We start from the raw sequence: 17,593 nt of genomic DNA on the forward strand, positions 1-17,593 counted from the left end.
GGGGCCGGGAAACGTCCGGGACATCAGGAGGTTGAATTTACTGACCCAAGGGCTCTTCCATTTCCAGGATCTTGACCGTGGTTTTCAGGACAGCATCGGGATTCAGGGAGATACTGTCGATGCCCTGCTCCACGAGAAACTGGGCAAACTCGGGATAGTCACTGGGAGCCTGGCCGCAGATGCCGATCTTCCGCCCTTTGGCCTTCGCCGCTTTGATGACCTGGGTGATGAATGTTTTGACTGCGGGATTACGCTCATTAAACACGTGGGCCACGATTTCTGAGTCCCGGTCCACACCCAGTACTAACTGGGTTAGATCATTTGAGCCGATGGAAAATCCATCAAAGATTTCGGCAAATTCTTCTGCCAGAATGACATTACTCGGAATTTCACACATCACATAAATTTCCAAACCTTTATCGCCACGTTTCAGTCCGTGCTTGGCCATCTCTTCGAGAACCTTTTTGCCTTCCTCAACTGTCCGGCAAAAGGGAATCATGAGTTTCACGTTGGTGAGTCCCATCTCCTCCCTGACTTGTTTCATGGCCTGACATTCCAAGGCAAAGCCGTCCCGGTAGCGGGGATCGTAGTAGCGGGATGCGCCACGAAATCCGAGCATGGGATTCTCTTCTGTCGGTTCATACGCTCTGCCGCCAATTAAATTCGCGTATTCGTTCGACTTAAAGTCGCTCATGCGGACAATCACATCTTTGGGGTAGAAGGCTGCCCCAATCATGCCGACCCCTTGGGCGAGTTTGTCGATGAAGTATTGTGTTTTGTCGGGATAGGCGGTCGTGAGACGATCAATCTCCGCTTTCACGTCCGCATCCTTCAGGTTTCCATACTCCAGCAATGCCAAGGGATGGATTTTAATAAAGGTGCTGATAATGAATTCTTCCCTGGCCAGCCCAACGCCTTCATTGGGAATGAAGGAAAGAGAAAAGGCTTCCTCCGGGTTTCCGACATTCATCATGATTTTGGTACGAGAATGCGTCAAATTTTTCAGGGAAACCCGTTCCACGTCAAACGGAAGCCGACCTTCATAGACAAAACCCGTATCACCTTCGGCACAGGAGACCGTCACCGATTGCTCGTCCTTGAGGGCTTCGGTCGCTCGCTCTGCCCCCACGATAGCGGGAAGACCGAGTTCCCGACTGACGATCGCCGCATGGCAGGTCCGACCTCCGCGATTGGTCACGATGGCGGATGCTTTTTTCATGATGGGTTCCCAGTCCGGATCGGTTTTGTCCGTGACCAACACGTCTCCCTCTCGAAAGTCCTGCAGGTTCTGGATATGGGTGATCACCCGGACCAAGCCCTGACCGATTTTCTCTCCCACGCTCCGGCCTTGAATGAGAACCTGTCCCCGCTTTGTCAGGTGATAGGTTTCCATCACATCGGGATCTTTTCTGGACTGAACGGTTTCGGGCCGGGCTTGGACAATGAACAGCTCACCCGTCTGTCCGTCTTTGGCCCATTCGATGTCCATGGGACAGGCCCGGCCTTTTTTCCCGCTGTAATGGTCTTCAATGAGGCAACCCCATCGGGCCAACTTGAGAATTTCCTCATCGTTCATGGCAAAACGGTTTCGGTCATCAGGGGGGACCGGCACGTTTTTGACCATCTTGCTCCCGCCGATATCATAAATCAGTTTAAATTCTTTGCTTCCTGCAATTTTATGAAGAATAGGCTGAAAGCCCTGCTTGAGGGTTGGCTTGAAAACATAATACTCATCAGGATTGACCGCGCCCTGCACGACATTTTCCCCAAGCCCGTAGGAGGCGTTGATCAGGACCACATCAGGGAATCCGGTTTCGGTATCAATGGTAAAGAGGACGCCTGCCGAGGCCAGATCGGAACGCACCATTTGTTGCACCCCGATAGACAGCGCGATTTGGAGATGGTCGAACCCTTTGTCGACTCGATAGGAAATGGCCCGGTCGGTGAACAACGACGCAAAGCACCGCTTGCAGGTTTCGAGGAGTGCCTGATGGCCCTGAACATTCAGATAGGTTTCCTGTTGCCTCGCAAAACTGGCATCGGGTAAATCCTCTGCTGTCGCGCTGCTTCGTACGGCGACGTCGGCTCCTTCGGTGGATTGGTCACTCAGGTGGTCATAGGCCTCCTCGATGGCCTGGACCAGAGCTGGTGGCAGGGTGGCTCCAATAATCGCTTGTCGGATGTGTCGCCCCCGTTGCCGGAGGTTAGACATATCGCCGGTGTCCAGGTCGCCCAGGATCTGTTGGATTTTGCTGTCGAGTCCGGCTTCACGAAGCACATAGCGATAGGCTTCAGCCGTGATGGCGAAACCGTTGGGGATCTTGACCCCATGGGGAGTGAGCTCCCGGTACATTTCGCCAAGAGAGGCATTTTTGTCTCCTACTCGACTGATATCCTGCAAGCCAATTTCTTCAAACCAGAGGATGTAGGATTCAGATGTTGCGGTAACTGGCTTCATGCCGATGATTCTCCTTCTTTACTTTTCAAAACCGGTCAAAAGGCATTGCACCTTAATACACATCATAAGGGTCAAAGGCGGTCAGAGCCTCCCCCGGTGCTTGTCGACCATGAAGTGAAAGTGTTTTCCCGCAATTGGGACAGGTGAATCGTTCAACCTTCGTTTCATTCGAATAGTGACTGCTGATCATCACTTGAGGTGGCCACGTGCAGTGACAGAGTTGAAAGCCCAGGGATTGTCCCATGGCCGCATGACCAACCTGGATCATCCGTTCCGCTCCTTCAATCTTTTTTTGAATGGTTTTTCTTTGTTCGCCTGGCGGCAGGTGATCGTTCGCGGAATGGACGAGGGCGATCGCCTCCTTTAAGGAGGTCAACCCCTTCGTGAAGGCTTCCAAGACCTGGAGAAGGCTCTGTTCTCGTTGTGCGTGATCCATAACAAATTCCCCTTTTGTTGATGAATGATGCGAATGCGACGTCCTGGTTTTAGTCGTTTGAGATGGTCGAGCCCTTAGCCCTTAATACAGATTAACGGGCGCATTTTCGCCACCTTACGGGCCAAGTGCGCCTGTTCGGCCGCATCCACCACGGCGGTGACGTTTTTATAGGCACCCGGTGCCTCTTCGGCCACTCCTCGCGCCGAAGGACTTCTGATGAGGATTCCCTGAGCTGCTAAATCTTGAATGACTCTGTGGCCCTTCCATTGGCGAGTGGCCTGATGTCGACTCATACTCCGTCCTGCCCCATGACAGGCCGATCCAAAGGCCAGACCCATGCCTTCTTTCGTTCCTACCAGAAGATAAGAGGCTGTGCCCATGGTTCCACCGATGAGGACCGGTTGACCGAAAGGTTGGAGGTCAGGAGGGATATCGGCATGTCTGGGACCGAACGCACGCGTGGCACCTTTCCGATGGACAAAGATGCGTCGACTCCGGCCGCCGATCTGGTGCTCCTCCACTTTGCATGTGTTATGTGACACATCGTATAGCAAGGGTAAGGCCGCCTGAGGAAAGATTTCTACAAATGCCTGACGGACTAAATGGGTGATAATTTCACGATTGGCTAAGGCGCAATTCATCGCCGCCCGCATGGCCCCTAAATACTCCTGGCCCAGGGGAGAGTCGATCGGGGCACAGGCTAATTCGCGGTCCGGCAACGTTATGCCATATTGGCTTGCCGTCACCACCATTTTCTTGAGGTATTCGGTGCCGATTTGATGCCCAAGCCCTCGTGAACCGCAATGAATGCTGACCAGAATATCCCCGGCCTGGATACCAAGTTTTTCCGATAAAGGGTCGTGGTAGGTTTCCACGACCTCTTGAATTTCCAAATAATGATTCCCGGATCCTAATGTACCCATTTCGTCCTGCTGGCGTTTCTTGGCATGGTCAGACACACACCCGGGTTTTGCCCCGGTCATGCAGCCATGTTCTTCAATGCGCGATAAATCGTTTGCTGTCCCATAGCCTCGTTGGACTGTCCATTGGGCACCGCCAGCGAGCATGTCATCCATTTCCTTGGGTTTCAGGCGCAATTGCCCTGTACTACCCACGCCTGCGGGCACCTTCGCAAATAAGAGGTTCGCCAGTTTTTCTTTCAGGGGGGTGATATCGTCTGTACGCAAACCGGTGTAGAGGGTCCGTACGCCGCAGGAAATATCAAACCCGACACCGCCGGCAGACACCACTCCTCCCTGTTGAGGGTCGAAGGCGGCGACTCCGCCTATCGGAAACCCGTACCCCCAATGCGCATCGGGCATGGCAAACGAGGCTTGGACAATTCCCGGGAGTGTGGCCACATTGACGACCTGTTCATAGACCTTAAGATCCATGTCGCGAACGAGTGACTCATCGGCGTAAATAATTCCCGGCACGCGCATCTTTCCCTTTTGAGGGATGTGCCATTCATACGCAGAGACTCGGGATAGGAGATTCAGGTCCATACGGTTTTTCGCAAAAGGAAGAGTGGATCAATCGGTACCCCGACCTAGTCGGTTACCATGCCTGCAATATTCAACTCCCAGGACTAGACATCAACGACACATTGGGCAACCCAACCGTTTCCCTCAATCCGCCTGACAAACAGCTCGGTATAGGTCGCCCCCTTTATTTCTACGGCTGGTTCATGTTTCATGCGATCGACTGGTTCCCCATATGCGATGCCCTTCAGATGACGATCGGTGATGGTGACGTCAAACCACGCAAATACCATATGCCCGCATGCCATTTCAAAGATGAGGGCATTCAGCCAATCGACCAGTAAGAGCTCATCATCCGGTGCTTCGCAGGTGAAGTGGCGTTCCATTTGAGCAGCCACCCGTTGGGGATCCGTGACCACAGCCGTCAGCGCTAACGCAGACTGTTCAAAGGCTTGGGCCTTCGTGATTCCAAACCCGCGAATGCCCATATCCGCTTCATGGGGAAAATGTTCCCACCGTGTTGAAGACTCAAGGCCGTCCATGCGTGTCATTCCCCTGTTATCATCCTGAGTTTATCGTGAAGGATCTGTGCCCGGGTTGATGGCGCTAGGGCTCAGCCAGGTACTTCCGTGGACCTGGCCCTGAACCCCTCCGACTACGCTCAGAGCAGGCTTGCCGAATGGGGCAGGATGACCAGGAGCGGGAATCCACCTGTCCTTCTGTTCTTTCTAATCCAGCAGGAAAGAAATGTTGGCGTTAATTCGATATTTGGAACTCTTGTTATTTTCCACTTTGGCTTCCATATCCTAGATGTAAATTGATTTTATGCCGTGCACCCTTTTAGCTGCCTGGATCACGGCGTGCGAAGCCGCATCCTCCCAACTCTTGTCTGATTCGGCTAACACTTCGATAACTTTTAACATGTCCGATATGGCTGAATCTCCTTGATGGGAAAATGAATGGTGGACACCCGATTTAGCTGCATTCGTCGAGTTTTTACCCGTGAGTCTCCGGTAAAGGGTAAAGGTTGGCGATGGGGTTAAATGGAGCAAGAAATCTGATATATCGCAATACATCCCAGCGCTCATCTTCCGTCAACCGCTCTGACCACCCATGCATAGGAGAAAATATTGCTCCAAAAGTGATCACATTCATTAATTCCCAATCGGTTTTCGATCGTGATTCCAAGGAGTGAAAGTTTGCGGGCTGTACCAACAAAAATTTGGTGTCCGGTCCATCACCAGTCCCTTTTTCTCCGTGACAATTCGCGCAATGTTTTTCAAACAGAACTTTCCCGTTCTGAGGGTTGCCTGGAACTTCCTGGCTTAATCCCAAAATGGGCAAGGCCATTATGAGGATGAAACTCAGCAAACCAATGTGTTTGTGTGGTTGATACATCATGTCCTCCTGCTTGTTCATCTGTAGGGATGTGGATTACCTGGCCTCTATGGATAGCTAGTACCTTCACAGTCATTTTTATGGCTCCTGAATAGATTCCAGGTATGACAACAGTTGCCAGATTCGCCCTCGTACCTGGTCGGCCCACTCGGTTTCAATCGAGACTTCGTCATCCGGTATCCGGAACCAGATTCCAAACACCGGCATATCACGGGTGCCATGGCTCGGAATGTGATCACGTCCATCGATCATGCGGTAGGCCTGCCAAAAGGGGAATGAGCCCCTATGGTTGGCTGATAACCTGGTCAGATTCGCCGGCTTGGTCTTCAAAGACTCAGAAAGAGGGCCATTTCCTCTGGCCTGACTACCATGGCAGGATGCGCAAAATTTTTGAAAAAGCTGTTTGCCTCCGGCTATGACATTCTGTTCCTGGGCCCATCCCGAACTCATTCCCATGCCTATAACAAGCAATGCGAGGCTCCCGTTCCGCAGAACAAGTGTAAGGAGATGATTCATGGGGTATCCTTTGCGTGACTGAAACATTCACCCAACCTCTTGGGGAGTCGGTTGCTGACATCCTGTTGGCGTGGAGCGCGATTTGCCAAAGTTTGCGGATCAGATATTTCTCCACAATTCAAACATCGCCATTCATGAATCCAGACAGTGTGATGAACATTTTCCAGATTCAAACAGGCATCAATGACCATTAAACCATGACAGCGAGGACATTCCATTGAGTCACCTCCTGCAGTCAGCGTGTTGTTAAAGCAATAAATGAGTGGCGTATTTCATTTGTGTCTATCAATTTACAATTTTTTGGCAAAATGACGTTTTGGTTCCCCCCTGATTGAGAAGGTAGTATCAAACTTTGTGCCAGTTACTGATTTGTGGTCTAAAAGAATACGTTTCAAAAAGAGTGGATTGGAGAAAGGGAATCATATTCCGTTGAGAGGGTGGAGAAACGTTGAAGGCCGTCAGGAAGAAAAAGTGATAAATTTTTGTTTGTGGATCTCGATCTGCTTGAGTAAAAGTTAGGAAAGAAGGGAAATATTCATAAGGATAGCAAAGGAAGTGTAGCATCTTTCCCCACACCTCTAGAATTGGACGTCCCAGTCTTCCTCACCGGGGGTTGCATCTTTCGATTCCATCATACCCATAGTGGGAGTGGTGAGATCCATTTAAGGAAATTCGCGGACCGATGCCCAATGCAATTCATTAGTAGGGCAGGCCTAATGAAGGGGGATAACTGCAGAGCTGTACCTTTCTGGGCAAAATGAATATGATTGGGCCCTGTGAGGTGCTTGAAAACTGACCCCTAAGGGAAAAGCTTTCATGTCTCAGTCAAATAAGCCCCCAAAATCCAAGAGGCGAACTGAACAGTCCGGGAAAGGCGACCCTTTCATCAAGAAAGCCACTCTCGGGCGTCTAGTCGGGATGCAATCCCCAGGCCCACCAACACATCCCAGGCTTTCCTCCAGGGATAAAAAATCTTCTCGTTCTTCTTCTGATGTCAAAAAACCTCAGGATGGTTTACCCGTCGAGGGAATAGGGGTATCGCCGGCAGGGGTTCAACCTCTTCCGGAGATGCAAAATGAGGAATTATGCCGGACTCGACTCGAGCTTGAAGTCGCACGTGATCGTTATGCCGTATTCAGCGGCGGGGATGGATTTCCAGAGTGTCAAGAATGACAGTAGGGGAGGGAATAACGCATGAAGAAAAAGGAGTTGGGAGTGTCTTTTCGAGTACGTCAAAGGTATTGCAGCATAGGGCATTGGGTATGGTAACCAAACCTCGTGTCATATTAGCTGATGACCATTCCTTGGTCTTGGAAGGCCTGGCTAAACTGGTTGAGGAGGATTGTGATCTTGTGGGGAAAGTGGAGGATGGGCGGGCCCTCCTTCAGGCTGCTCAAAAGCTGGAACCGGATGTGATTGTCTTAGATATTTCCATGCCAAAATTAAATGGACTGGATGCGGGCCGCCAATTGAAGAAATTATTTCCAACGATTAAGTTGATTTTTCTGACCATGCATGCGGATCCGCTCTATGCGAAGGAAGCCTTTCAAATCGGGGCTTCCGGGTTTCTCTTAAAACGGTCTGCGGCTTCCGAATTGATGCTCGCGATCCATGCGGTCATGAAAGGACAGTTTTATGTGACGCCGGCCATTGCCAAAGATTTTCTGGGTACGTTCAGTCAAGAAATGTCGTTTCCCCACACCGAGACGGATTTGTTGACGCCCCGACAACGGGAAGTGCTACAGCTCATCGCCGAGGGCCACACCAACAAAGAAATTGCGACGATCTTGAATGTGTCTGCCAAAACCATTGAATTTCATCGAACCCAGATAATCCGGGAGTTAAATCTTCATAGCACGGCGGAGTTAACGAGGTATGCGATTGTCCATGGCCTCGTTTCACCTGAATAAGCCATTCTTCGGATTTTCCAAGCCAGGGATGTTTTATCGTAGAACCTGGAATATCCCGAGTTCTTTTTTTTGTTCCGATCGTTATCCTATCTTTTTTTGGTCATCAAACTCCAAGCATCTGATGGTTTCATCTTTGAGACCCGTTTATACAAAAGAGGCGTGCTCATGAATCACTTTTCTACATCTTCCATATTGACGAAAGACCTGATGAACTCCGAAGCCATCCCCCTCACGCCCAGGACATTGGTTACGACATTGTTTCACCATATCCTCCTCTGCCTGTCCCAAGCCGGTTTGTTGGTGCGTTCGGTGTGAACGTGTGCATGATTCGGAGGACGGGTCATCTCAGCGAAAAAGGTGGCGGGATATCGAAAAATGGCGTGAAGGGTTGGACGTGGTGAAGCGGCATCGTGTGTATGGCCTTCTGGTTGATATGCAAATGTCCATTAGAGAGGTCGGACCATGCTGGGTGAATCGCGATGGTTGGGGCATCAAATGCGGGTGTTGATGATGTCGGGTGGTTCTGACGAACGTGTCCTCCGCAAACTGTTCCGGGAAGGAGCGCAAGGCTGTATCTTAAAACCGTTTCATCTCACATCTCGCAAGCAAGTCTGTCGCGAGATCATTACGAAAATGGAGATTGAGGAACAGGTCCCCCATTATTTCCATGTGGCCTGATCAAGGCGCGGATCCTAATTGAAAATTGAACCCCTATGCGGGAGGCGGAAAATCCGTGGGAGAGGAAAGTATGAAGTCAGATGAGGTCGATGGCATCAAAAAAAAACGGGAAGAGTGTAATCTGCGCTCATCAACGCATGGTGGATAATCATTACAACGAAGAAGGCAGGAGAATCGGGAACCTGGTGTGTCGGGAATGTGGTGAGGTCATTCATGATCCAGTTGAAGCCTGATAATGGAGGCGTTCTCTCCTGACATGTGATCTGGTCTGCATAAAAGTCAAAACCCGTAATACTTCTGATGACACACGAAGTTGAATTTGCCAAATAAGGTGAAAAGGTGAACAGGCTGGTGAAAGCCCAAAGTTATTCCATCAGGCTGGGCTTCGATGGGTCTGATGTGCCGACATTTGAGCCTCACTTGTCGGTACAGGAAATCAATTGTGCTGATTCTGCTCGGATTCCCGACTGTCTTGAGGGGAGATACACCTTTAAAGGGCTCAATCCTGCCTGGGTTCCTCATAATTAATCTTGGGTGTGACCAACGGGTCTGATTCCCGCATTCTCCCAATCGTTGTTGCAAACTTCAACAGTTCCCCAACATTCCCTGTAGCGTTTTGGCCAAGGGACGATCTTCCGCTTTTTGCCAACCTCTCAGAAACCACTATAAAAAAAGGGAATTGCTCAGAGCCTTTCCCCTGGCATAACCCTCGCTAGAAAAAGATGAGCGGGACTATATCCATTCAGGGACAGGTGAAATGTTTCTATGGCAATGGAAGTGCCAGTGAAGAAAAGTGAGAAAAAGTTAAGCCATTAAACGGTGTGTTTTTCTATGGAAATGAGCCAGAGGGGCTGGTAACGACTTTCTGGCTCACAGGTGAAAGGTAATCGTATGTATCGGATTTTAGATGAAAGTGCAGAAGGAAGTGTGGGAATACGGTTTGAGGGTAAATTGTCGACCGAAGAGTATGATCTATTGAATACATACTTGGAAACGTTGATGCAGGAGGTTGGGCCGATAAATTTCTTATGTGATATGGCAAGCTTTGAGAGCCTGAATGGGCAAGCCTTTTGGGAAGAGATGATCGATCATCTTCAACACATTCATGAGTTTCAGCGAATTGCGTTGGTGGGGAATCGACGGATGTTGAAGGGGGAACCAAAAATTTCTGTTCCTTGGCCCAAGGTCCAATTGAAATTTTTTACACCAGATCAAACCGATGAGGCCTGGCATTGGGTAAAGGGGTGAGATCCACAAAGCTCTTACCAATTGGCTTGCGCTGGGCCGCAGAGGAATCGACCGGGAATGAGTGTGTGGCAGTTCCGGGTGGACAGCCGATAAGGTTGAAACCCCTCCTTTTCTTTGGTCGACGGGGTTATGGCTCAACGAGATCCTTCGTTTCGCCCAAGAGGACAGAGTAAGGCGTCATGTCTGGAACGGTAGGACCTAGGGACTTTTTCCTGGTTTACTAGGGAAATTCCTAGTTCCTTCCCTCTTTGGAATGTTTTACAAAAGTTTCTGGGAAGAAGGGGAAAGACCCTATTTTTCTTTGGCATTCAGGACCCAAGGAGGGGAACAACATGCTGAGTACCCAGGTTAATCATTTGTGGTCCGTTGTCTTAGCTGGGGGAGAAGGGGAAAGGACCCGCCCGTTTATCGAGCAATGGTTGGGCGGTCATAAGCCCAAGCAGTATTGTACATTTGTCGGAAAACGCTCCATGCTCCAACATACGCTGGACCGGGCAGACCGATTAGTAAATCCCGAACATAAAGTCACGGTGATCGGGCGGAATCATCGGGAGTTTTTGAATGAAGCCATGGAGAGAGAGAAGTCCGGACACGTCATTGTTCAGCCACATAATAGTGGAACAGCCGCAGGAGTGTTCCTTCCGCTGACCTTTGTTCGGGCATGGGACGCTGATGCCACAGTAGCCATTTTCCCATCCGACCATTTTGTCTTTCCAGAAGCTCGTTTTGTCGAGACGGTCAGGCGTGGGATCCGCGCAAGTCATTTTCTCCAGGATCGGTTGATCCTTTTTGGGGTTTCTCCTTCACATCCTGAATTGGACTATGGGTGGATCAACTTGAGCGAAGTCCTGGGCTGGAGCAGTGGGTCTTGTATTCGCCTGGCCGGTTCTTTTCTTGAAAAACCAAACATCATTGAAGGGAAGCAGGCAATGGCAAATGGAGCGCTTTGGAATACGTTGGTGATGGTGGGAAAAGTGGCAACCCTCTGGAAACTTGGTTGGGAAAACCTTCCGACTATGATGGAGCGGTTTGAACGCTTAGGAACGGTGATTGGGACCGTTCACGAAAATGAGACGCTTCATGAGATCTATCGGGACATGCCTGTCCTGGACTTTTCTCGTGAATTGCTGCAACGGATTCCTAAGCATCTGGGAGTGATGGAATTCGAAGAAGTGCTGTGGAGCGATTGGGGACAACCCGAACGTATAGTCCAGACCCTTAAAACTCTGGGGAAAGAGCCTGCATTTCCTTCCGATATTTTACAAAGGTCTTTGGCTCCCATACAGACAATTCCTCATGTGGAGGTGGCCTAATGGCGAAAAAACGATCGGTTCAACCATCCGATGAGACACCCAGACAGTCTCCTTTCGCCGCCAAGCGAAAGAGCGTATCGAGGAAAAAGACCTCTATGAGAGAGGACCCTTTGGAGGTTCAGGAGAGTATGATCCCTGGCGATACCGATTCTATGAACTCTCAACCTACCAATGGGAATGTGCATGCGCGGATTGCCCGGCGGGCGTATGAATTATTTCACTCTCGAGGGGGGCACCATGGACAGGATCTCGATGATTGGTTCGTTGCCGAGCAAGAGATAGAGGCCAATGATAGATCATTATAGCCCAGGAGGTCTATCAATTAGCTGAGTTGCAGAATACTGGTTGCACTTCTTCCTCTTTTGATCTGAATGACGGGCCCGTTTCCTAAAATATTTTTCCCTGTTTCTGTCGGTAGATTGGCGTTGATCCAAAATGATGTCGCTTTCATCCTTTCTAAAGAGGAGGTGTTTATTTGATATCCAGGAAGATGTTCTGTGGTTTCATTTTCATATCGTGGGTTCTACCAATCGGTGGGCTTTGCAAGTCTTATTTGGTCTCAAGATCAGGGACGTGACCAACTCCAGGTTCAGGATTACCTTTAACAACGGGAAAAAGGATTCATTCCCAAAATCAACGGGAAATGGCAAACCTCCATCAATGGGAAGAGGACGTGATATGTGTCGTCAAGGACGGGAAATTGTAAGGCCCAATTCCGGCTGAAATGGATGAACAAAAAATCCATGAGCCAAAGATTACTGCGCAGAACAATGAGAGCCAAACGTTCATCACGTAAGCATTGAAAGGTTCCGGCCCGTTATCGGTTTCCCCTCATGTGCGGAACCCCTTCCCGGATTTTGTTTGATTGATTGAGAGGCTGACTTGTGGGGATGTTGGACGCATGATGCCTCTCACCTGCTTATCCCTCCCTTCTTTTTCTGGTACAGCATTCTATCTCCGGAGGTGAAAAACATGGGGCAACACCCACTGGACCATGCGTAGCTTTATGTAGGTCAAAAAATGGTCTGGTAAGGCGAAATGGCTCTAAATGCAGAAGTGGGTTGAGAATGATCCACAATGAATTTCCTGTTGAGTCGCGGGGGATAGATCTGCGGAAATACGAGTAAGTCTTGGCCCACTGCAATTTCATGCAGACTCACTCAACTCATTTTGTCTCATCCGGCCAAAGCCGGGAACAATCCTTTTAACCCGTTGGCAATAATCTCTACCGCGATGGCTGCCAGGATAAGGCCCATGATGCGTGTGAAAATATTAATGCCGGTCACGCTTAAACGTTGTGAGATCAGGGGGGCCAGGTGTAAAGCCATCCATAGGCAAAAACCAATAATTATGATGATCAAACCTAGCAACAATTCATGTCCCAGGTTGGTGCCTTTATATGCTTCAACCACAACTGTGCTAATTCCACCGGGCCCGGCCAGCAATGGGGTTGCTAACGGGACGACGGCAATATCGTGTTTCTTGTTGGACTCTTCCGCTTCCTCTTTGGTTTGCACTGTCGGGCTCAATTCTGCTTGAAGCATGGAAATAGCCATGAGTAGGATGAGGATCCCGCCGCCTACTCTAAAAGAACTCACACTGATCCCGAAAATTTCGAGTATCCATTCCCCAGCGATTAAGGCCATTAACAGAATCAGTGTCGCAGAGAATGCCGCAATCTTAGCAATCTTCTTCCGAGCGGCCTTCTCTTTTCCTGGTGTGAGTGCGATGAAAATAGAGAGAGCGCCTAAAGGATTGATCACGGCTAAGAGCGCCACGAAGATTTTTACGTATTCGGTGTCATCAAGCATGCGTTATCGATATCCATTCATGACCAACCGTTTCGCATCGTAGGCAGGTATCCAAAGGGTGGCTGAAAAATTATGGGACTTCAACGGACATGAGGCTGATTGATACGACGGACAAGGACGGTATTGTTATGATCTATTCTCAAGAAAGATGCTCCGCAATTCCACCCCACCGCATTGTAACCATTGAGGAGTGACTCTGCACCTGGCATGTTCCTCCCGGCTGGTTCAGGAGAATGAGGAAGGTCCTTGAAGACTAACTGAGTCGATGTTGTGGGTGTTTCTTCATGGAGATCTGTCGGAATTTGAGGAAGACGACAGGCGGTTTTCGCGCAACTTCCAGAATGGAAGAGACGTTCTCAAGCGGAGGAGGGAAGATTGATGAATCAGTCCTTGGCCACTGAGTAGAGAATGAGGGTGTCATAGGATAGACTAGGCCGTTCAGGTCGCATTCCAAGTAAAAATTTGAAAGGAGCCCAATGATGAAAGTGCTGCTAGCGGTAGAGCAAACTCGTATTTCTGTAGGAGCTATTCGAATACTCACCAGGTTATCTCTTCCCGTTGGTTCACATCTGTTTCTACTCCATGTCCATCCCGTTCCTCAAAAGATCATGGGGCTGGCAAAGGAAAGGATTTTGAAAATCTCTCAGCAGGTTCAAGAGGTTCAGGGAGAAGTCCATGAACGGGCGCGGCGGTTTTTGGGCAAGGTCGAGAACACGTTGCGGCGGCAGGATGTGGTGTTTCACTCTATGGTGAAACATGGATTTCCTGGAGAAGAGATTTTAAAAACCATTCGCACCAAAGGCATTGATCTGGTGGTTCTCGGTACACGGAGCTATTCCAAAGCCGCCGGATTTTTTCTCGGCAGTGTGAGCCAATGGGTATTACAGGAAGCTCCATGCTCGGTATTGATTGCGCGAAATACGCCGCACAAATTACTGAATGATGGAGGGATGAAAATCCTACTGGCCACTGATGGATCCTCCGATTCACGGGCGGCAGTCGATTTTGTCAAAGGGATGGGTTTGCCGGATTCCTCGCATATGATGATTCTCCATGTGATCAAAAAACACATGTATGAAACCGAACGGGCGTTGACTACCGGCAGGGAAAATGAAAAGGAATTTGCAAAGCTGGCAGAAGAAGTTTTGGAAATACAAGAGCAACAGGGGATGAAACTTCTTGAGCAGACTTCAGCGGTACTCTCTTCCCCTGACCTCACGACGCAAAAAAGGTTGGTCTATGGAAATCCTGCGACCGAAATATTGAAAACGGCGCGAATGATGAAGGCGGATCTTATTGTAATGGGGTCCCAAGGATCGACGGGGGTCAAGCGGATGATTTTGGGCAGCGTGTCCAACAAGGTGGTCCGTAGCGCCGGATCCTCGGTGGCGGTCATTCGCAGCAAAAGGAAAAAATAATTTCTGGAAGCGTGAGCAAAAAAGCTGTCTTCTCGTATGAGTCATATCCTGGTGCCGCCCGTTGGTGCCAACAGAAGTGGACAGGAGAATAGTTCCGTTTCTCACTTCCTCACACGACCCCGTATCAACTGGCGCCGTCGGCATTGCAAAGGGGTATGACAATATTTATATGTAAATACAGTAAAGGCACGTATCATGAGCATTCGAAATTTCAAGTACCTGTTTAAGCCTCGTTCTATTGCCGTGATCGGTGCGTCAAATCGGCCTCATCGAGTAGGACGTGTCGTGATGCAGAATCTGTTGAAAGGGGGATTCGAAGGTCCTCTACTGCCGGTGAACCCGAAGTATCAAGCGGTGTGTGGAGTGCTGGCGTATCCCGATGTGCAGGCCTTGCCGATGAGTCCCGATCTAGCCATTCTGTGCACCCCTCCCCCGACGATCCCCCGGCTGATTCAAGAATTAGGGGAACGGGGAGTCCGGGCTGCGGTCATTCTGACAGCCGGCATGAGACCGAAGCCATCAGAAAAGGAAAGCGACACCGAATGGACGATCATGCTTGAAACTGCACGAAATTTTGGTATGCGTCTTCTTGGTCCGAATACAATCGGTCTCCTGATTCCCGGGCTGCATTTGAATGCCAGTTTTGCCCATATGGAAGCTCTTCCCGGATCGCTGGCGTTTGTTTCTCAGTCTGGTGCACTCTGCACGGCTGTGTTGGATTGGGCTCGCTCTCAAGGAATCGGCTTTTCCCATTTTTTGTCTCTCGGGGATAGCGCTGACATCGATATGGGCGATGTTCTGGATTATCTTGGCAGCAACCCCGATACCCGGGCGATTCTTCTGTACATTGAATCCATCACACAGGCGAGAAAGTTCATGTCTGCAGCCAGAGCCGCCGCTCGCAATAAACCGGTGTTAGCAATCAAAGCCGGTCGACATCCGGAAGGGGCGACGGCCGCCAGTTCACATACCGGAGCACTCATCGGTCGTGACGAGGTGTATGATGCGGCATTCTGCCGGGCCGGAATTTTGCGGGTGTTTGAAATCGATGAACTGTTCGATGCGGTGGAAACGCTGGAACGAGCCGGCCCGTTGCGGGGAGAACGATTAGCGATCGTCACGAATGGGGGCGGGCCGGGAGTTCTGGCTGCCGATGCTTTTGCCGAAGGGGGTGGTTCTCTCGCCCGCTTGTCTGAGGCCACGATTCATGAACTCACAACGTTGTTACCGGCGAGCTGGTCTCACGGAAATCCTGTCGACATCGTCGGGGATGCGAGAGCGGAACGTTATGCTCAGGCCTTGACCAGTATTCTGAAGGCTCCGGATGTGGATGCGATCATCGTGGCCCATGCCCCCACGGCAGTGATCACCAGCGAGGAGGCCGCATTGGCGGTGGTGAATGCGGTTCGCGCTTCGTCCTCCAAAAAAAATGTATTCACCAGTTGGCTCGGAGGCCAAACAACCGTTCAGGCCCGCCAACTGTTTGCCGAAGCCCGGATTCCAACGTATGACACTCCCGAAAAAGCCGTGCGGGCGTTTCTCCATCTCATAGACTACTCTCAACGCCAAAAAACGTTAATGGAGACCCCGCCTTCTATTCCTCATGAATTTCGCCCGGCTGTCTCTTCCGCGAGGTTGGTGATCGAGCAAGTCCTTGAGCAGGGGCGGTCTTTGCTGAATGAATCGGAAGCCAAGGCAATCCTCACCGCCTATGGTATTCCAACAGTGGAAACACATATTGCGTCGACGGCTGAGAAAGCCATTCGTTTGGCGGAGCAGGTCGGGTTTCCGGTTGCGTTGAAAATTCTTTCTCCGGACATTACCCATAAGACAGATGTGGGTGGAGTGGTGCTTGATGTGGAATCTTCTCAAGCCGTTGAAACCGCATTTCAGGGGATGAGGGATCGATTGCAACACATTCATCCAGGGGCGGAGATGCGTGGAGTCACGGTACAGGCGATGGCGCGACGGCCCGGCGCCTACGAATTACTCATTGGCGCGACGGTTGATGCCGCGTTTGGCCCGATCATTGTCTTCGGACAGGGAGGGATTGCCGTCGAACTGTTGGACGATCATGCGATGGCGCTTCCGCCTTTGAATATGAAATTAGCGAACGATCTGATTCATTCGACCAGAATTGTCTCATTATTACAGGGCTTTCGGACACGCCCAGCCGTTGATCTTGAAGCCCTCTGCCTGACCTTGATTCAAATTTCTCATCTGGTGCAGGACTTTCCAGAAATTGTTGAGCTGGATATCAACCCGCTTCTCGCCGACAAAAATGGGGTGCTGGCGTTGGATGCCAGGATGAAGATTGCGTCTTCTCGCTTATCGGGTCCGCACCATCTTGCCATTCGACCCTATCCGCAAGAGCTTGAGGAATGGATCACGCTCCAATCCGGTGAAAAACTCTTCTGCCGTCCTATTCGGCCTGAGGATGAACCTGCCCATCATGAATTTATCGCCCGATTAACCCCGGAGGATATCCGATTTCGCTTTTTCGGGCTTATCCAAGAATTGCCGCATTCTCAAATGGCACGCTTTACGCAAATTGACTACGATCGGGAAATGGCGTTCATTGCCATTTGGCCGTCCGAAGGAGAACGTCCTGAAACACTTGGCGTGGTTCGGACTATCAATGATGCCAATAATCAAAATGCGGAGTTTGCCATTGTGGTGCGCTCGGATATGAAAGGGCAGGGCCTGGGGAGACAATTGATGGAAAAAATGATCCGATATTGTCGGAAACGGGGAACCGAGCGACTGGTCGGACAAGTCTTAACAGACAATACCGGGATGCTGGAGTTGGCGCAGCGAACCGGATTTACCAAAAAACTTACCGTAGAGGGAGATGCAATGGAGATTACCTTGAATCTCACTTCCGGAGGAGCGTCTGAATAAAAGAGTGGGGTTGCTTGCGAGATCA

17 protein-coding genes and 1 pseudogene are annotated in these 17,593 nt (G+C 50.3%); 10 read left to right on the forward strand and 8 right to left on the reverse strand.

Annotation, left to right across the window (positions count from 1 at the left end):
• Positions 1–37: 37 nt before the first annotated feature.
• The 7 genes and pseudogenes from ppsA to PJI16_15920 form a co-directional block, all read right to left on the reverse strand.
• Entirely contained in the window at positions 38–2,458 is a 2,421-nt protein-coding gene (ppsA, locus tag PJI16_15890; GenBank protein ID MDT3779048.1) for a phosphoenolpyruvate synthase, read from the reverse strand.
• 52 nt (positions 2,459–2,510) lie between these two features.
• On the reverse strand, positions 2,511–2,894 hold the full coding sequence (locus PJI16_15895; GenBank protein ID MDT3779049.1) for a hypothetical protein: 384 nt from the start codon (positions 2,892–2,894) through the stop codon (positions 2,511–2,513).
• 74 nt (positions 2,895–2,968) lie between these two features.
• Positions 2,969–4,399 carry an RtcB family protein gene (locus tag PJI16_15900; protein ID MDT3779050.1) on the reverse strand — a complete coding sequence of 477 codons (1,431 nt, stop codon included), beginning with the start codon at positions 4,397–4,399 and terminating at the stop codon, positions 2,969–2,971.
• 83 nt (positions 4,400–4,482) lie between these two features.
• Positions 4,483–4,926, reverse strand: coding sequence for an archease (locus PJI16_15905; protein ID MDT3779051.1), 444 nt, complete (start codon positions 4,924–4,926; stop codon positions 4,483–4,485).
• Between the two features lie 177 nt (positions 4,927–5,103).
• Positions 5,104–5,298: pseudogene (locus PJI16_15910) on the reverse strand (dodecin family protein).
• 73 nt (positions 5,299–5,371) lie between these two features.
• The gene (locus tag PJI16_15915) at positions 5,372–5,776 is read right to left on the reverse strand and encodes a cytochrome c (GenBank protein MDT3779052.1); all 405 of its coding nucleotides are present in this window, start codon (positions 5,774–5,776) and stop codon (positions 5,372–5,374) included.
• Positions 5,777–5,851: 75 nt separating this feature from the next.
• Positions 5,852–6,289 (reverse strand): cytochrome c, encoded by a 438-nt coding sequence (locus PJI16_15920; GenBank protein ID MDT3779053.1) that lies wholly within the window; start codon positions 6,287–6,289, stop codon positions 5,852–5,854.
• Between the two features lie 816 nt (positions 6,290–7,105).
• Between PJI16_15920 and PJI16_15925 the strand changes: the two genes are divergently transcribed.
• The 8 genes from PJI16_15925 (at position 7,106) to PJI16_15960 (ending at position 11,743) form a co-directional block, all read left to right on the forward strand.
• A complete protein-coding gene (locus tag PJI16_15925; protein ID MDT3779054.1) occupies positions 7,106–7,462 on the forward strand; it encodes a hypothetical protein in 357 nt (118 codons plus the stop codon).
• Positions 7,463–7,551: 89 nt separating this feature from the next.
• Positions 7,552–8,199 (forward strand): response regulator transcription factor, encoded by a 648-nt coding sequence (locus tag PJI16_15930; GenBank protein MDT3779055.1) that lies wholly within the window; start codon positions 7,552–7,554, stop codon positions 8,197–8,199.
• Positions 8,200–8,364: 165 nt separating this feature from the next.
• Positions 8,365–8,514, forward strand: a complete 150-nt coding sequence (locus tag PJI16_15935) for a hypothetical protein (GenBank protein ID MDT3779056.1) — start codon at positions 8,365–8,367, stop codon at positions 8,512–8,514.
• A 147-nt stretch (positions 8,515–8,661) separates the two neighbouring features.
• Entirely contained in the window at positions 8,662–8,877 is a 216-nt protein-coding gene (locus PJI16_15940) for a hypothetical protein (GenBank protein MDT3779057.1), read from the forward strand.
• 89 nt (positions 8,878–8,966) lie between these two features.
• Positions 8,967–9,110 (forward strand): hypothetical protein, encoded by a 144-nt coding sequence (locus PJI16_15945; protein ID MDT3779058.1) that lies wholly within the window; start codon positions 8,967–8,969, stop codon positions 9,108–9,110.
• A 658-nt stretch (positions 9,111–9,768) separates the two neighbouring features.
• Entirely contained in the window at positions 9,769–10,125 is a 357-nt protein-coding gene (locus PJI16_15950) for an STAS/SEC14 domain-containing protein (protein ID MDT3779059.1), read from the forward strand.
• A gap of 332 nt (positions 10,126–10,457) precedes the next feature.
• Positions 10,458–11,438, forward strand: coding sequence for a sugar phosphate nucleotidyltransferase (locus PJI16_15955; GenBank protein MDT3779060.1), 981 nt, complete (start codon positions 10,458–10,460; stop codon positions 11,436–11,438).
• Positions 11,438–11,743 carry a DUF2934 domain-containing protein gene (locus PJI16_15960; GenBank protein ID MDT3779061.1) on the forward strand — a complete coding sequence of 102 codons (306 nt, stop codon included), beginning with the start codon at positions 11,438–11,440 and terminating at the stop codon, positions 11,741–11,743. The genes PJI16_15955 and PJI16_15960 overlap by 1 nt, the downstream gene beginning before the upstream one ends.
• A gap of 870 nt (positions 11,744–12,613) precedes the next feature.
• Here PJI16_15960 and PJI16_15965 read toward each other — a convergent pair.
• Positions 12,614–13,249, reverse strand: a complete 636-nt coding sequence (locus tag PJI16_15965) for a YchE family NAAT transporter (GenBank protein MDT3779062.1) — start codon at positions 13,247–13,249, stop codon at positions 12,614–12,616.
• Between the two features lie 476 nt (positions 13,250–13,725).
• On the opposite strand from PJI16_15965, the gene PJI16_15970 reads away from it, so the two are divergent.
• The gene (locus PJI16_15970) at positions 13,726–14,667 is read left to right on the forward strand and encodes a universal stress protein (GenBank protein MDT3779063.1); all 942 of its coding nucleotides are present in this window, start codon (positions 13,726–13,728) and stop codon (positions 14,665–14,667) included.
• 195 nt (positions 14,668–14,862) lie between these two features.
• Positions 14,863–17,568: a bifunctional acetate--CoA ligase family protein/GNAT family N-acetyltransferase gene (locus tag PJI16_15975; GenBank protein ID MDT3779064.1), complete on the forward strand. Its 2,706-nt coding sequence runs from the start codon at positions 14,863–14,865 to the stop codon at positions 17,566–17,568.
• Positions 17,569–17,593: the final 25 nt, after the last annotated feature.

The sequence above is a fragment of the Nitrospira sp. MA-1 genome (genome assembly GCA_032139905.1).
Taxonomy (GTDB): Bacteria; Nitrospirota; Nitrospiria; order Nitrospirales; family UBA8639; genus Nitrospira_E.

Excerpts from the sequence above, each read along its gene's own strand:
- ppsA (MDT3779048.1), bottom strand. The coding sequence starts at position 2,458 with ATGAAGCCAGTTACCGCAACATCTGAATCCTACATCCTCTGGTTTGAA.
- PJI16_15895 (MDT3779049.1), bottom strand. The coding sequence starts at position 2,894 with ATGGATCACGCACAACGAGAACAGAGCCTTCTCCAGGTCTTGGAAGCC.
- PJI16_15900 (MDT3779050.1), bottom strand. The coding sequence starts at position 4,399 with ATGGACCTGAATCTCCTATCCCGAGTCTCTGCGTATGAATGGCACATC.
- PJI16_15905 (MDT3779051.1), bottom strand. The coding sequence starts at position 4,926 with ATGACACGCATGGACGGCCTTGAGTCTTCAACACGGTGGGAACATTTT.
- PJI16_15915 (MDT3779052.1), bottom strand. The coding sequence starts at position 5,776 with ATGATGTATCAACCACACAAACACATTGGTTTGCTGAGTTTCATCCTC.
- PJI16_15920 (MDT3779053.1), bottom strand. The coding sequence starts at position 6,289 with ATGAATCATCTCCTTACACTTGTTCTGCGGAACGGGAGCCTCGCATTG.
- PJI16_15925 (MDT3779054.1), top strand. The coding sequence starts at position 7,106 with ATGTCTCAGTCAAATAAGCCCCCAAAATCCAAGAGGCGAACTGAACAG.
- PJI16_15930 (MDT3779055.1), top strand. The coding sequence starts at position 7,552 with ATGGTAACCAAACCTCGTGTCATATTAGCTGATGACCATTCCTTGGTC.
- PJI16_15935 (MDT3779056.1), top strand. The coding sequence starts at position 8,365 with ATGAATCACTTTTCTACATCTTCCATATTGACGAAAGACCTGATGAAC.
- PJI16_15940 (MDT3779057.1), top strand. The coding sequence starts at position 8,662 with ATGCTGGGTGAATCGCGATGGTTGGGGCATCAAATGCGGGTGTTGATG.
- PJI16_15945 (MDT3779058.1), top strand. The coding sequence starts at position 8,967 with ATGGCATCAAAAAAAAACGGGAAGAGTGTAATCTGCGCTCATCAACGC.
- PJI16_15950 (MDT3779059.1), top strand. The coding sequence starts at position 9,769 with ATGTATCGGATTTTAGATGAAAGTGCAGAAGGAAGTGTGGGAATACGG.
- PJI16_15955 (MDT3779060.1), top strand. The coding sequence starts at position 10,458 with ATGCTGAGTACCCAGGTTAATCATTTGTGGTCCGTTGTCTTAGCTGGG.
- PJI16_15960 (MDT3779061.1), top strand. The coding sequence starts at position 11,438 with ATGGCGAAAAAACGATCGGTTCAACCATCCGATGAGACACCCAGACAG.
- PJI16_15965 (MDT3779062.1), bottom strand. The coding sequence starts at position 13,249 with ATGCTTGATGACACCGAATACGTAAAAATCTTCGTGGCGCTCTTAGCC.
- PJI16_15970 (MDT3779063.1), top strand. The coding sequence starts at position 13,726 with ATGATGAAAGTGCTGCTAGCGGTAGAGCAAACTCGTATTTCTGTAGGA.
- PJI16_15975 (MDT3779064.1), top strand. The coding sequence starts at position 14,863 with ATGAGCATTCGAAATTTCAAGTACCTGTTTAAGCCTCGTTCTATTGCC.